12 protein-coding genes and 1 pseudogene are annotated in these 15,299 nt (G+C 34.0%); 4 read left to right on the top strand and 9 right to left on the bottom strand.

Going from position 1 to position 15,299, the window contains the following annotated elements; translation table 11 throughout:
- Nucleotides 1-180 precede the first annotated feature (180 nt).
- From A6J74_RS11955 to A6J74_RS11970, 4 genes and pseudogenes are all read left to right on the top strand, one after another.
- Nucleotides 181-1,356 carry an MFS transporter gene (locus A6J74_RS11955; protein ID WP_000757556.1) on the top strand — a complete coding sequence of 392 codons (1,176 nt, stop codon included), beginning with the start codon at nucleotides 181-183 and terminating at the stop codon, nucleotides 1,354-1,356.
- 655 nt (nucleotides 1,357-2,011) lie between these two features.
- A pseudogene (locus A6J74_RS30205) lies at nucleotides 2,012-2,431 on the top strand (Branched-chain amino acid permease); the annotation flags it as partial.
- A gap of 1,017 nt (nucleotides 2,432-3,448) precedes the next feature.
- Nucleotides 3,449-4,342, top strand: coding sequence for a helix-turn-helix domain-containing protein (locus A6J74_RS11965; protein ID WP_000393589.1), 894 nt, complete (start codon nucleotides 3,449-3,451; stop codon nucleotides 4,340-4,342).
- A gap of 233 nt (nucleotides 4,343-4,575) precedes the next feature.
- Nucleotides 4,576-4,683: a YjcZ family sporulation protein gene (locus A6J74_RS11970; protein ID WP_000505673.1), complete on the top strand. Its 108-nt coding sequence runs from the start codon at nucleotides 4,576-4,578 to the stop codon at nucleotides 4,681-4,683.
- 521 nt (nucleotides 4,684-5,204) lie between these two features.
- Here the strand turns inward: A6J74_RS11970 and A6J74_RS11975 are convergent.
- From A6J74_RS11975 to A6J74_RS12015, 9 genes are all read right to left on the bottom strand, one after another.
- Nucleotides 5,205-5,576 carry an ATP synthase subunit I gene (locus tag A6J74_RS11975; RefSeq protein ID WP_000620621.1) on the bottom strand — a complete coding sequence of 124 codons (372 nt, stop codon included), beginning with the start codon at nucleotides 5,574-5,576 and terminating at the stop codon, nucleotides 5,205-5,207.
- A 22-nt stretch (nucleotides 5,577-5,598) separates the two neighbouring features.
- Complete coding sequence (pssA, locus tag A6J74_RS11980; RefSeq protein WP_000041807.1) at nucleotides 5,599-6,183, bottom strand: CDP-diacylglycerol--serine O-phosphatidyltransferase; 585 nt, start codon at nucleotides 6,181-6,183, stop codon at nucleotides 5,599-5,601.
- Nucleotides 6,176-6,634: a MarR family winged helix-turn-helix transcriptional regulator gene (locus A6J74_RS11985; RefSeq protein ID WP_000198623.1), complete on the bottom strand. Its 459-nt coding sequence runs from the start codon at nucleotides 6,632-6,634 to the stop codon at nucleotides 6,176-6,178. The genes pssA and A6J74_RS11985 overlap by 8 nt, the downstream gene beginning before the upstream one ends.
- A gap of 159 nt (nucleotides 6,635-6,793) precedes the next feature.
- A complete protein-coding gene (locus A6J74_RS11990) occupies nucleotides 6,794-8,233 on the bottom strand; it encodes a 6-phospho-beta-glucosidase (RefSeq protein WP_000048730.1) in 1,440 nt (479 codons plus the stop codon).
- Between the two features lie 95 nt (nucleotides 8,234-8,328).
- Nucleotides 8,329-10,221, bottom strand: a complete 1,893-nt coding sequence (locus A6J74_RS11995) for a beta-glucoside-specific PTS transporter subunit IIABC (RefSeq protein WP_000873023.1) — start codon at nucleotides 10,219-10,221, stop codon at nucleotides 8,329-8,331.
- Between the two features lie 270 nt (nucleotides 10,222-10,491).
- The gene (gene licT / locus A6J74_RS12000; RefSeq protein WP_001219859.1) at nucleotides 10,492-11,340 is read right to left on the bottom strand and encodes a BglG family transcription antiterminator LicT; all 849 of its coding nucleotides are present in this window, start codon (nucleotides 11,338-11,340) and stop codon (nucleotides 10,492-10,494) included.
- Between the two features lie 253 nt (nucleotides 11,341-11,593).
- Nucleotides 11,594-11,950, bottom strand: coding sequence for a DUF4259 domain-containing protein (locus A6J74_RS12005; RefSeq protein WP_000501498.1), 357 nt, complete (start codon nucleotides 11,948-11,950; stop codon nucleotides 11,594-11,596).
- A 419-nt stretch (nucleotides 11,951-12,369) separates the two neighbouring features.
- Complete coding sequence (locus tag A6J74_RS12010; RefSeq protein ID WP_053446060.1) at nucleotides 12,370-14,196, bottom strand: N-acetylmuramoyl-L-alanine amidase; 1,827 nt, start codon at nucleotides 14,194-14,196, stop codon at nucleotides 12,370-12,372.
- An 813-nt stretch (nucleotides 14,197-15,009) separates the two neighbouring features.
- Nucleotides 15,010-15,249: a hypothetical protein gene (locus A6J74_RS12015; protein ID WP_000013684.1), complete on the bottom strand. Its 240-nt coding sequence runs from the start codon at nucleotides 15,247-15,249 to the stop codon at nucleotides 15,010-15,012.
- Nucleotides 15,250-15,299 lie beyond the last annotated feature (50 nt).

Here is a 15,299-nt window from a genome sequence, read left to right on the forward strand (position 1 = left end):
AGCAAGAAACATGGAAAGGAGAAATTTTTTTAACACATCATATCTAATTATTTAGATATCTGTTATTGTATTTCAAATTACATAGTCCTAATAATATTGACATCCAATCATGCTTGCAATAATGCTTCTTTATTAATGAATTTACTTTCAAAATACTAGTACGAATGGAGAGTTTTATAAATGAAAAAAGTAAATCCTTTACTTATTCTGACACTCGCAATAGGTGTGTTCGGAATTATTACTACCGAAATGGGTATTGTCGGTGTATTACCACAAATCACTCAGAAATTCGGCATTTCAACTGCACAAGCAGGATTTTTAGTAAGTATATTCGCACTAGTTGTTGCTATTTCTGGTCCGTTTTTAATTTTGCTCGTCTCTGGGATTAATCGCAAAATAATTTTATTAACAGCAATTTTCATATTTGTTATTTCAAATTTAATCTACGCTTATACAACACAATTTGAAATCATGCTTATTTTTCGTATTTTACCGGCAGCGCTTCATCCACTCTTCTTTTCAATCGCTCTTGTAACAGCTGCTAAACTTGTCCCTCCAGAAAAGAGTGGTCAAGCAGTTACAAAAGTTTTCATGGGAATTACTGTTGGTTTCGCTTTAGGTGTACCACTAACCTCTTACCTTGCAGACCAATTTTCACTCGAAATGGCTTTCTTATTCGGAGCATTCGTTAACACTCTTGCATTCATTGGAATACTACTCCTACTTCCTTCTATGCCTGTTACAGAAAAAATGTCTTTCGGCAAACAAATTCGTATACTCGGCAAACCAGGATTATGGTTAAATATTTTAACCGTCACATTCCTTTTTGCAGCCATGTTTTCCGTATACAGCTACTTCGCTGAATACCTTGCAACAGTAACTTCCATGAATGGATCTCTCATCAGTATTATGCTATTCATATTTGGTATAGTTATGATTTTAGGTAATCATTTATTTGGTAGTCTCCTGCAAAAAAGCGTAGCAAATACCGTAATATCGTTCCCTATTCTATATTCTGTTGTTTACATATTAGTTTATTATTTAGGTTCCTACCTTATTCCAATGATTTTTATAGTATTCATTTGGGGAATCGTGCATGCTGGCGGATTAATTGTTGGTCAAACATGGTTAATAAGTGAAGCAAAAGAAGCACCTGAATTTGGTAATAGCCTATTCGTTTCATTCTCAAATCTCGGAATTACTTTAGGAACAACTATTGGAGGCTGGTTCATTTCAAACTTAGGTATTCACCAGCTTATTTGGAGTGGATTTCTATTCACACTACTTTCCTTTCTATTAGTTATAATAAAACTAAAATTTTTCAATTCTAATAGTCCAGCTTCATTATCAAGCTAGTACATTACAGTTCCAAATTTGATAAAAATATTATAAATTCTTCTCTATATAACATACAGGTTATTCTTCTTATAAGATTTTCCAAACTAAAAAGTATAACGCTCAAAGCCTTTAGCCATAATTACGACTAAAGGCTTTTTTGTATATAAAGTGAAACTTTAATCAGGCTTTTACAGGCAGTTAATGCGGGTTAAAAATAAATCTCAAAGGAGCTACTTTATGGAGCATAATCAAAATGGAATACTTGCTATAATTGTTTTGGTTTTAGGATTAGTGTTTTTTGTTAGTGGAATGGTTTATCATTTATGGGGTTCTTATTAATAGCATGATTGTAATCACCCATCCCCCCTCAAGTATATCGTTCCATACTTGAGGGGTGGGGATTAATATGTTAAAAGACCATTTCTACGACCGTTGGCTGTATTTGGAGTATCAGCTGTATCTTCATTTTGCTAATCATAACAGGAATGGTATTAGCTCTAAATTTTCATGTGAAAGATCAACATACTATTAGATATCGTTTATAAAGAAACTGATGATAAATCTAAAGAGATTGATAAAGTGAAACTTTAATCAGTGGGGGTTTTGTTCATCCCCACTGATTATTAGCCTTCACCAATCGGGCGTTTACGGGCAGCCCCACAAATAGCGGGATAAATTAAAAGGGGATATATCACTATTGGAAACGCAAAATAAAACGCTAGATGCTGAAGTGAAAAGATTAAAAGAAGAATTAGCAAAGAAAGAACAACCTAAAAAAGAAGAATAAAAGCGCGAAACGCAACAACCTGCTGCTCAACCGGAAAAGAAAGAAGAAGTTAAACAACAACAATCTACAGGTTCATTTGCAAATCCAGTGAAGGAAAAAGCGAAGCAATACTTCAAAGATGATTACATGACTCAAAACTTTGTTGCTAGTGAGCAAACGAAAGCGTACGATTTCTTATATGGCATTGAAATAAAATCACAAGAAGAATTGAACATGATGAAAAACGCATTAAAAGATTTTCCTAACGATTTTATGACAGCTAAGTTTGTTTATGAAGAACAGATGAAAACAAAAAATCTACAATAAACATTTTTAAAGTTCACATTACCTTTATAAGGGGATTATGAACAAAGTAGTGAAGTAAGTGATAGCACTCAGATGAGTGCTTTTACTATGTAGATCAACAAAAGAGAGGAATAAACAATATGAATAGAAAAGCTTTCATTGGATTTCTAAGTACTATCATTATTCCAATTATCAGCATCTACTATCGGCCTAATTAATTTTTCCTTATGCCCTTTAACATCAACCGTTTCAAATTTCTTTAAACTATTACATATGTTTGTACCACGCTTTGTTGATACGTTCACACTTCACAGTTGTTGAATTTTTAGACTTATCCCTTAGTGTACCCATACTATTAGAACATCCTACCATATTTAGACAGAATGTAGCCAACACACATGATATTATTAATTTCTTCAAATAGCCAATTCAAACTCTCTTTCGGTTAACGTTTTTTCATAAAATAAGTTCCATACTAATTTTACATTATATTAAAAGTTGAAAAATATTCTTATACTCATAAATTGTTACATTTAAAGGGGAGAAACAGAATTTCATAAGATATTATTATTAAAAAACTTACATATAGTTTAAATATAGCCTCTTATATAAAAAAATCCCAATAAAATATATATTTGAAACATATTTCTCAATGAATAAAATAACTTAACATGGTAAAATAATATTGGGATGAGAATCCCAATATTATTAAAATTAAGATGGTTCAAGTCGAAGAAAGGCACCTCAGGGTGTCTTTTCTTTATTTCTCAATGTAAGAACTTTAAGGATATGCTAGCAAATTCCCTTCTGTACAATGAAGGAGTAACACCTAATAGTAAGGCCCATCTATTTCCGTAGGTGGGTTTTATGTAATTTTATACTTATGCATGATGGTTCGATTCGGAAGAAGGAGCCTTTTATAATGAAATTTTATAAAAAGGCCTTAAAAAACAATAATTGCAACTATATTAATTTTACATTACATTAAGGATGGAGAATATTATTATACTAATAAAGCGCTAAATAGTAGGGGGAAAAATGGAATTTTGTGATTTGGGTATTACCATTAAAGAACTTCGAATTAAAAAAAATATATCACAATCCGAATTATGTCATGGCATATGTTCACAAAGTCAAATTAGCAAGATAGAAAAAGGTATGATTTATCCATCTAGCATATTGTTATATCAATTATCAGAAAGACTTGGTGTTGATCCAAATAATATATTTGCACTAACTCAAAACAAAAAATTAAAATACGTAAAAAATGTAAAATATGTAATGAGAGATTGTGTAAAGCAAAAACAATATAAAGAACTTTATGAAATAGTAAAAAAAGAGAAAAACGAAAACAATTTCCAATTAACAGAAGATAAACAATTTCTAATATGGTATGAAGCAATTGCTATATATCGTGTGAATAACTCAACAAAAGCGGCTTTAACTCTTCTTAATAATGCATTAAAACTAACTTTAACCAATGTTGATTGTTTATCAGAAAGAGAAATAGATATTATGCAATCAACTGCTATATTGTATGCGGAAAACAAAGAATACGAAAAAAGTATTAATATGTTAAAAAAATGTTTAACTAATTTTAATAAGTTAGATTTTCCTAGAGATAAAGAAATTAAATTAAAAATTATTTTAAATTTAGCAAAATGTTTAGACTTCACCTATCAACATGAAGAAGCAATAAAACACCTTGATAAGGGCATCAAATTAGCTATTAATCTAAACACTTTATACCTATTAGGTGAACTATTCTATTTAAAAGGTCAGTATTTATTAAAGATTAAACAACATGATGAAGAAGATGTTGTTAATAACATGAAAAAAGCATTATTTATATTTGAACTAACAGAAAAAGAACATTATATACAAATGATTAAAGATGAATTGATTGAAATACAAAATAAAAAACACTCATAATTTCGTAAAAACTACTTACAAAGCCCACAGGAAAAATCTCTATAGTTTTTAAACTTAGAACGATATTATTAAAATGAAAGTAGTTCAAGTTGGACAAAGTTACCTTAGAGTGTCTTTTTTTATTTTCAAAAGGACCTGCTCAATTATTGCGTAAAAAACATAAAGTAAATTGAATCCGTTAAAATACATGAGTGACCTTTTGTTTTCCCCTCTTATTAAAAGGAGGAACTATTATGGGATTTGGTGGTAGTTGTGGCGGCTGTGGATTTTCTGGAGGCTTTGCTTTATTAGTTGTATTATTTATTTTATTAATCATCGTTGGAGCTTCTTGCTTCTGCTAAAAAACTATCGGAAAAGACACTCATATATGGGTGTCTTTTCTTTTTACGTTAAAAGGCCCCCTATTTCCGTAGGTGGCCTTTATCTTTATTACACAATATTAAAGTATACTCTCTTTTCCCCGTAAACTTTATGTAATTATACATATTAGTGAAAAAATACACTTAATGAATATTAAATATAGTAAAATATGAATTGTGGACATGTTCTATAAAGCAGATTCTTTTGACAGGCGTAACATATCAATCATTATAGGGGATGTGGCGTTACTCCGATACTGATCTCAAATCTCTTTTATTTTATGAACTAACAATCTGGTGTATATAAACGATTCTGTTTTATAGGTTGTGTTTACATTTATAACAAAGGGGTAATACGGATAGATTCGTATTAAATGAAAATGGTTCAAGTCGGAGAAAGGCACCTCAGGGTGTCTTTTCTTTATAATAAAAAAGCTCTCCATAAAGGAAAGCTTTTACGTTTATACATGTAAGTCATCCAAATTAGTGATTCACACAACTCTTTATTCCTTCACATCTTTCATGCTGTAATATCCTAAATTAATAATAATTAAGAAATACCCAACCATAATTCCAGCAGCAAATGTCCACATGAAATCATGATGTTCAATTTCATACATAATAATCGCGCCGAGTATTGCGGCTGCAAACCGATTTATCATTCCAAGCATCGGCGCTTTTTCTTTTTTCACAATGCTGTCTCCGAACTTTTCAATACGCCTTCCTAAAATCCAGGCGCAATACATACTCACTAAAAGGCCAATGCCCCCCCCTACAAACTGGGCTGAAAAAGGTGTCATAAGCCATCCTAATACCATCACCCCTAGCAAACAATACATTTGTATGTTAAATGATCTTAATGCCATACGAATCATGCAATGCTCCTTACCTTTCTCATTAGTCCCATCTTTCGAACTTCAAGCTTTCCGATATATCTTTTTTTAAATGAGGGAATTTGATTTTGCTCACCATTAAATAAGCGAGTACGCATGTGCCAAACGCCACGGAAACTGGATTATTCAAAAAGCATAAAATGAGGAGACACATTGCCGCGAATGGTATTGGCATTCCGATAAATGTCGGGAGTTTGCTTTGCTGCGTGTTAAATCTCGCAAGCCGAAGCATGCCACAAATACTGTAAGCAAGCGCACATATCATCCCGATAGACTGCAAATCTTTCAATGCGACACTATATGCAAGAATAGACGGTGCCACACCAAAGGTAACTAAATCCGCAAACGAGTCCAACTCTCCGCCAATTTCCGAAACAGCATCAAGTTTCCGAGCGACCATACCATCAAAAAAATCAAATAACATACCTGTAATAATAAAAACTGCTCCTAAATAAATATCGTGAACGAAAACAGCGTAAATAGCCAAAAGCCCACATACAAAATTTGCTATCGTAATCATATTTGGTATGTAACTCATAACATGCTTCTCCTCCTTTCTACTAATTGCTTCATCTATGTTCTTACTCATTAGAATCAAGATCCTTCTGTTTTTCTTCTAATATAACTTTATTTATTTTCGTTAACGTATCGGTCATTTGCTCTAAAGCATGTATATCGATTTTCGAAAAGTACTTCTCAATTAATACATCATCTAAATCAGACAACCGCTCTATATACTTACTACCGTTTGGACCAAGTGTAAGGAAATACTCCCGTTTATTATTAGGGTTTACTTGTTTCGAAATCATCTTCTGTTTTTCCAATTTCGATAAAACTTGGCTCACAGCACTTTTCGATATATTAAAAGTAGTCGCAATGTGATTCGCTGTCGTATTTTCATTTAAATTAATATGAAATAGCATGCTCTCTTGCTGTCCTGTAAGACCGTACTCATCTTTTAGCTCCTGAAATAGTAAAATGTAAAATTCATTATAAGCCCGGTTCATTTCATTAATTACTTCTTTATACGATCTAGTCATAGCATTCTTCCTCCATGCTGTTATTTCGTTTCGTTATATAGTTAAGTTCACTTAACTTAACTATATAATACCGTTATGTTCGTGTAAAGGGAAATATAGCTCTATCCTTTATTTACAATGAAAAAAGAAGACATCATTTAAGATGTCTCCTTTCCATACTTAAGACTCCAAACTCTCACCATTCGTCTCAATTACTTCTTTATACCAATTGAAACTGTTTTTCTTCGATCTTTTTAATGAACCTTTTCCTTCATTATCTTTATCAACGTATATATATCCATAACGTTTTTTCATTTCTCCAGTAGAAGCACTTACAAGGTCAATTGGGCCCCAGCTTGTATACCCGATAATATCTACTCCATCTTGAATTGCTTCTGACATTTCGATCATATGTTTTTGCAAGTAATCAATACGGTATTCATCATTCACTTCGTCTTCACCATTTAATTGATCGATTGCACCGAGACCATTTTCAACAACAAATAAAGGTTTTTGGTAACGATCGTAAAGTTGGTTCGCTGTAATACGGAAGCCTTTCGGATCAATCGTCCATCCCCACTCTGATTTTTCCAAATATGGATTTTCAACAGAACCGAATACATTCCCGCTCGTTATGCTTTTTAACACTTCTGGATCTGTACTTGTTGCTCGGCTTGAATAGTAGCTAAATCCAATATAATCAACTGTATGCTCTTTTAAAATCTCCTCGTCTTCTTTTTCCATTTCAATTGTTACATTGTTATCTTTAAAGAAGCGTTTTGCGTATCCAGGATATTGTCCTCTTGCTTGTACATCAATGAAGAAGAATGATTCACGGTCTTGTTCCATCGCACGAAAAACATCGTCTGGATTACATGTGTATGGATACGTTGCACCAGCAGCAAGCATACAACCGATTTTTGCGTCTGGAATCATTTCATGACACGCTTTTACAGCTAACGCACTTGCGACAAGTTGGTGATGCGCTGCTTGATACTGAATTTGTTTTTTGTTCTCACCTTCTTTAAATGCTAGCCCTGCACCCATGAAAGGTAAATGTAAAAGCATATTAATTTCGTTAAATGTCATCCAATATTTCACTTTATCTTTATATCTATTAAAAATCGTTTTTGCATACGTCTCAAAGAAAGTGACAAGTTTTCTACTTCTCCAGCTTCCATACTTTTCTACTAAATGAATAGGAACATCAAAATGAGCCATCGTAACGACTGGTTCAATGCCCTGCTTTAACAGTTCATCAAATAAATTATCATAAAACTGTAATCCTGCTTCATTCGGCTTTTCATCTTCACCATTTGGGAAAATACGTGTCCAAGCGATAGATACACGTAGCGCTTTAAATCCCATTTCTGCAAACAGCGCGATATCTTCTTTATAACGATGATAAAAATCAATCGCTTCGTGTGATGGATAAAACTCCCCTTCTGCCGGTGTAAAGGAATGAATATTCCCCTTCATAATATCCCAACGTTTTTCACCAGTTGGCAATAGATCAACTACCGTCAATCCTTTTCCATCTTCTAAATATGCTCCTTCAACTTGATTGGCTGCGATTGCTCCACCCCATAAAAATCCTTTAGGAAAAATAACTTTAGACATATAGAAAAACTCCTTTATATAAGAATTAACGAGGAAAGGCATTGTAAGTTTTAAAGAATACCTTTCTTCGTGTGAACCTGTATGAAATGTAACTACTATTTAACTCCTAACTCTAGTAAGGAATCTCCAGCTTGAATCTTTTCTACTTCAGTTTTTTTAATACTATATTTATTATAATTTGTAACAACAACTGGTGTTGTCACAACATAACCCGCCTTTTGAATTTCAGCTATATTAAACTCAATAAGTAATTGTCCTTTTTCTACTCTCACTCCTTGTTCAATATGAGAGGAGAAAAATTCGCCATTTAATTTCACAGTATCCATTCCAATATGGATTAAAATTTCAGCACCTGAATCCGCCGTAATTCCTACTGCATGATTCGTCGGGAAAAGTGCAGAAATCGTACCTGAAACTGGTGAAAATAACTTTCCTTCTGAAGGCTCAATCGCAACCCCTTCACCTAACGCACCTGATGCAAATGCAGCATCGTCAATATTTTGAAGTGGCATAACGGCGCCATGAAAAGGACTCAGAATTACTTCATCATCGTTTGATGCAGCAATTTTATCAATTGTTTCAGCTGATTCTGTAGAATCTTTCTTTTTAGTAAAACCAAATAAATAAGTAAGAACAAAACCTAATATTAAAGAGACAACCATCGCAATAATCGCGCCCCAAAATCCAGCTGTAATCCCTTCTTTCGGACTAATGAATGTTGGAAGCGCAAATATACCAAGTCCACCTGTCATATAAGCTTGCGTACCGAATACGCCAAGTATTCCGCCGCCAATTCCTCCCGCAATACAACTCATAATAAACGGCTTTTTAAGAGGAAGTGTAACACCATAAATCGCCGGCTCTGTAACACCGAAAATACCCGAAATAAAAGCTGGAATACTAAGTGTTTTTAATTTCCGATCTTTCGTTTTCATCCAAACTCCAAGAACAGCCCCAATTTGAGCAAATGAAGTAGCGAATATAAGCGCTAATATAGGATCAATACCGTGCACTGCTAAATTGTTATAGCCAATCGGGACAATTCCCCAATGAAGTCCGAAAATAACGAGCACTTGCCAGAAAGTACCAAGTACTATCCCTGCTACTAATGGACTTAAATGATAAACCCAAAGTGTAGCCTGTCCTAAAAATTGACCTGCCCACGTCGCAATCGGACCAATAACAAGAAATGTAACTGGTACGACGATTAGTAACGTTAAGAATGGTAGTACAAATGTTTTCACAACATCTGGAATGACTTTCTTTAAAGACTTTTCTACTTTCGCTCCAAAATAAGTAGCAAGAATAATTGGAATAACAGATGATGCATAGTTCATTAAAATAACTGGAATTCCTAAAAACGTAATATGAATTGGTGATTCAAACATCGTTCCTGCAAATAGCGTATATAATGGCTCACTTGCTTTTAAACCGGATAGAGCCGGATACACTAACGCTCCCCCAATTGCCATACCAATGAATGGTGATCCTCCAAATTTCTTACTTGCTGTATATCCTAAGAAGATTGGGAAGAAATAAAATAATGAATCGCCAACTGCATTTAATATTTGATACGTTCCTGACTGCGTACTTAACCAGCCTAACGCTACAAATAGTGCATTAAATCCTTTAATCATCCCAGTTGCAGCTAGTACTCCTAAAATGGGAGTGAAAATGCTAGAAAGAATATCTATAAGACTACTCTTTTTCTTCTCACTCGCACTTTCTTCCTCTGTTTCTTGAAACCCTCCAGCAGCAATAACCGCTTTATATACGTCGGATACATGGTTACCAATTACAACTTGATATTGTCCGCCACTTTTCATAACAGTCACAACATCTTCCATACTTTTCAGTACTTCTGTATTTGCTTTCCCCTCATCTTTTAACTGAAATCGTAAGCGAGTTATACAATGTACAACGCTATTTATATTTTCTCTCCCGCCAACATGTTTCAGTATGTCCTTTGCTAATTTTTCATACTTCATAGTTATTTCTCCTCCCTACAATCATCCCATTTATCATTTTTATAAAGTGAAACTGTAATCAGTGGGGGTATTCATCCCCCACTGATTACTAGCCTTCACCAATCGGGCATTTACGGCAGCCCGACTCCCACATAACTTCTTGGCCTCAGCCGAATTTTGAGGTGGGTAAAAGAAAAAACCTAAACTAACCGTAACGACGTGATACATACGAATCACTCCATTACAAGTCAATTTAGGTTTTGCCTGCCAAACAGTAACAATCCTGTTTATTCAATTACATAATTCATTGCGTTTCGTTACACGGTGAATATGCAACGTTACATACACTTTTTCATCTTTTGAAAGATGACTATTATGTGCTTTTTGTAAGTATGCTTCAATTTTTTCTGTACAACAATATGCCTCTTCATACTTACTTTTCACTTGCTCGTATAAAAAATCATCCTCTGCCGAATGCAATTCCTTCTGCATTAAACGCTGGGCAAAGTATCGTAAATGCGTTACGAACCGACTATAATTAAATGAATTTTCATCTAAGTTCATCTTATAGTGGTACTTTACAACATTTAAAATATCTTGGACGATTTTCGTCATCGCCACCGTTTGCTGCATTGCCGGCTCTCCTTGCTGCGCATTCACGAAATGCAAGGCAATTGACCCTGCTTCATCTTCAGAAAGTCTAAAGCCAGTCTCCTCTTCAATTATGTTCAAAGCTTGTAGACCAATTTCAAACTCTTTCTGATAAAATCTCTTAATCTCCCAAAGCAAAGTATTTTTCAGATCCATTCCTTCTTTATGCCGAGTTAAGGCGAAACTTAAGTGATCCGTTAATGTAAGATAAATATAATCACTTAAAGTCCCCGGCAAAACTGTCTTAGCAAACTGAATAATTCTCTCTGTAATCTCTAAATTTTCTACAGGAATTTCAGTTAGTAACCTAGCGAGTTTCTCTGATAATTCTCTTGTTTCTAGTACAAAGGTCTTTTCTATCTTAGATTCATCAATCGCATCGCCTACTTTTTTCTGAAACCCCAAACCTCTGCCCATAAGTACAACTTCTGTCTCATTATCCTTCATCGTACAAACAACATTGTTATTTAAGATTTTATGGATTCTCATATTGTTCCGCCTTCTTCTTAAAGTCACAAAAGGTAATAAAAAAACCTAAACTGATTCCAAAAGCTACACTACACCCGTAGCCTCTAGATCAATTTAGGTTTTGCCTGCCGAACAGTAACAATCCTTTTACTTATTAACTTACTTTTATTATACACAACAAGTAAGCGTTTGCAATGATAAATTATTGAACATTTTTTTACAAGAGAAAACAAAGACTAAGCATTTCAAAAAGTATTTTTCCTTTTTCGATATACTAATAGTTTATCAGCTGTTGTTTTAATGTATTTAAAACTTTCTTTCTCTCTTCATAATCTTCTGCATCAGCTTCTTCCCAAAGCTCAAGATCAGCCCCTCGCTCAATTAATGCAATCGCATTGTTGCGAACCTCATCCTGAAGACACCCTTTCTCCAATTGTATTGCCGCAAGACCAATATATACTAAAGACATAACCTCTAAATCTTCATCTATATCAAACTCATCTAAATACTCTTCTAAAATGAGCTTAGTTGCTTCTTCTACACTATTATCTTCTTCTAAGTACTCAATAAACTGTTCTTTCACATCACAAGTTGTATCATCATCAAATAACCCAGTTCCCCAAGCGCCCATATTCCACAGCCCCTTCTTTGTACTTTTCTATTATATTTCAATCTTAAATATAATAGAAATTCATTACAAGGCTAGTTATATACATCATTATATTTTACAATTACTATAGGTAATATATATATTTTACCACATGCATCATTCTGAATAATCAAACAAAATTATCGATAAAATTCCATATAGACCCATTACTGGTTAAAATGTTATAATTAAATCACCCTACATAGTTACTCATAGTCAGACTGAGGAACTAGCGTCTTATTAAGCAATGCGCATAACTTAAATAAAAAAGACACTTTACAGTGTCTTTTTTATTTACATTCTATTCATTATTTTTTCATAGAAGTTATCTCTTTTATACACAAAATATATCAAACTTGAGCTCGACTATCTTTCAAGTTCCCTTATCGACCTATACTTATTTAGAGTTTCCCTTCAATCCAACTACCCGATTGGTCAAAATAGTATTTGTTACCACCAATTGATTGCCAACCCGTTAACATTGCACCTTCACCATTTAAGTAGTACCATTTACCACCTATTGATTGCCAGCCTGTTAACATTGCACCTTCACCGTTTAAGTAGTACCATTTACCACCTATTGATTGCCAACCTGTTAACATTGCACCTTCACCATTTAAGTAGTACCATTTACCACCTATTGATTGCCAGCCCGTTAACATTGCACCTTCACCATTTAAGTAATACCATTTACCACCTATTGATTGCCAGCCCGTTAACATTGCACCTTCACCATTTAAGTAGTACCATTTACCACCGATTGATTGCCAACCCGTTACCATTGCACCACTACTATTTAAGTAATACCATTTACCACCGATTGATTGCCAACCCGTTACCATTGCACCTTCACTATGTAAGTAATACCATGCACCACCGATTGATTGCCAACCCGTTACCATTGCACCACTACTATTTAAGTAATACCATGCACCACCGATTGATTGCCAACCTGTTACCATTGCACCACTACTATTTAAGTAATACCATGCACCACCAACATTTTTCCAGCCAGTAGCCATTTTGCCATCACTGTTTGTATAATACCAATTGTTATTTTTAAATACCCAACCTTCTTTTGTTGTATTAGGGTCTTTATCTTGAGCATTGTTAGTGAGCTTACTCCAGCTTGGATCGTATTTCACCCACTCACCTTTCTTGATTTCATACCAGCCATCTTTAATAGATAACACTTTGTATTTTTCACCCTTCTTAGCAATGCGGACAACTCCATAATTCACTCCTGCACCACTACGAACATTCACGCTTGTACCAGTGATTTCTAACTCAATATTTGGCTCAGCTGGGTTTGTTTCGTTACCATCTACATCTTCTTTTTCGTCTACTAACGGAGGATTCGTTCCAGTACCCCCATTCAGATATCCATTAGCGCCTTCTACAAATGAATTCCAAGTCCCCCTTGTGATAATAATATCAGGGCACTTCTTTCCACTCCATTGTTCATGGCGTCGTAAATTACTCGCGCTGATTCCTTCTTGTTTCATTAAATGCGCTACTAATTTTTTCGCGTTTTCTACCGCTTTATTATAGTCGCCATCTTGATTAACCGCTATCTCAATACCGATTGATTCTCTGTTTCCTGTACCTGTACCACCATCACCTGCATGCCAGCCATTTTCATTTGTTGGTAGATGCTGATAAATTTCTTTATCATCTACAGTAAAATGCCAAGAAGCCGTTCTAACAGTACCGCTTGTTGCTTGATTGTATAAATACTTTGCATGACTCTCAGCATTCGCACCCGGTGCCGTATTTGCTGTTTCATGAATCGTAATATACTTTGCTTTCATTGGGTTTGCAGGTCGAATATCTGTGTTACCAGCTGGTATAATCCACTCTACAAACGGAATTCCACTAATTGTTCCACTTTTCTTCGTTGCTGATGGATCTGCTGCTGAATACCCTATACGGTTAGAACTACGCATTTTGGGTTGCATAGAGCGAGAGCTTCCATCTCCTTTACCATCTACATCTTTAAACGCATTTTCAATATTTTTTAAAGCTTCCGCTTCCGTGACTTTTCCTGTCTTAGCTTCTTTAACGGTCTCTATATCACCATGAACATGTGCGTCTTTTTCTCCGTCTGCAATTGACAATTGATTCGGTTGATTAACACTCTCTTCTGCTAAAGTTGTTAATGGCACAGTTGATAATAAAGTTAGTCCTGTTGTTAAAGTAATTACGTATTTTCCTAGATTTCTTGTCATAGTTATTACGGTATATTTTACTAGATTAGTAGTAATACCTTCCTCCCCTATACATGATTTTTTCACTTCCAGATTTATGAAATAGAACATTCATTTCATGCATCTGATACCACCAAAATTAAAGAACAGATTTTTCGGAAACTTACTACAATGCATTAGTAAAATTAACTTCTCTCTTGTTTTATACATTCTATCTTCCGAATATTAAATACACTAGATTTATATTCAAACAATAGGTTCGTTAAATAGTAACCTTTGAGTGTAATCATTCCTATTCATTCTAGTTCTCCTAAATATACATAAGTGCAGTGGCGTCCCAGACTATATCATATATGATATAGGAGAAAAGTAAAAGGTCATATATTTATATTGTTGTAAACTTTTATAAATAATATTACATACACAAAACCACTCAAGTATATCATTCCGCATTTGAGTAGTTCTCATTTCTGCCCTAAAAGATATGAATCTATTTCTTAATAAAACTATCATAAAAATTTCAATGTAAAGCAATCGAACTGCATGAATAATAACTAAAAAAAGGCCCCATTACTGGAGCGCTCAAAAAATAATATAAGTAAATGAATTAAAAGAAATAACAGACAACTAAAATATATACGAATAAACATTCTTTAATCTATATATATGCAACATTACATAAAATTATTTATTATTACATGCTATACTAAAACTGGAGTCGATAATTGTTATTTTCTTCTTAGTTTTAAAGCAATATGGATATACCTTCTAATCGCATTTGGATTGTACAAGGAAAAGAAGACACCTTAATGGGTGTCTTCTTTTCTTATATTTTTATGAATTCTTTTGAGTTGATGCTCTCCAATCACGAAAAGATGTTGGGCGTCCAGAATAAGCTCTTTGCTTTGTAACAGCTGGTTTTTCTTCAATAATAGTTGATTTCTCTTCAGGAGTATTTGGTTTTTCTTCAAGAATAGTCAAAGCTGTTTGCATTTTCTCCAACTGTTCTCTTAAAGCTTGCTGTTCAATCTTTAAATCTGTAAGTAAGCGTAAAATCATCTCAGAATTAGCCATAAAGATCCTCCTTCTCCCAATACACAGAATAAAATACAATATGTAAACGA

Source organism: Bacillus sp. FDAARGOS_235, from assembly GCF_002073415.2.
GTDB classification, from domain to species: domain Bacteria; phylum Bacillota; class Bacilli; order Bacillales; family Bacillaceae_G; genus Bacillus_A; species Bacillus_A toyonensis.